Annotated in this window: 1 protein-coding gene; it reads left to right on the forward strand. The window is 51.9% G+C overall.

The features are described 5' to 3' along the window. Positions 1 to 169: 169 nt before the first annotated feature. Positions 170 to 601, forward strand: a 432-nt coding sequence (locus Q2M23_RS43805; RefSeq protein WP_316399558.1) for a hypothetical protein, incomplete at its 3' end; no start/stop codon positions are given.

Here is a 601-nt window from a genome sequence, read left to right on the forward strand (position 1 = left end):
ATATGTTCTAACAGGATAACTCATAAATCACGAAACACTAAAATCAAAGAATATAATAGTATTTATACAGGCACAGCTGATATTCATGCAGCACGATGAAGGCTGCCATTTCAGGAACAGTGTTGTTGTTTGTTAGCAGAGCACCGACGTACAAATTTCGTACCCACACGTGCAATGGTTGATCCTTCATTGGGCGCAGAATGGCCGCCGTTTGGTCGTGACTTTTGCGCCGAACAAACTCCAATCATTCATTCGGCTACGCATTAAAAATGCATTCTTTTCTGGCTGCTTTATTGCACATTTGTTTTTGCTCGCGCGTGACTCGCTCAGCACGGACACGAATTTCGCTACTCTGAAGCCTGCTAAGCCTGCCGTCAATATATTTGGTTTGGAAGCCCAAGGAGGCTATATTTCCCCAATGGAGCTCGGACGGGACGTCCGCCGGATGGACAGCCGTCGTCATGAGGGCCCCGAGTTGCCGCAGCGCCCGCCGCGGCTCCAGCGTGAAAGGAGCCGGTCACCGGTGGATCGCCGCTCCCACAGTGCCGGTCAGGAAGGAGGTGATCGGGCTGGGGCGCCCAACGACAAGCCCCTTGACAAC

The organism is Bradyrhizobium sp. 33ap4 (genome assembly GCF_032654765.1).
Taxonomy (GTDB): Bacteria; Pseudomonadota; Alphaproteobacteria; order Rhizobiales; family Xanthobacteraceae; genus Bradyrhizobium; species Bradyrhizobium australafricanum.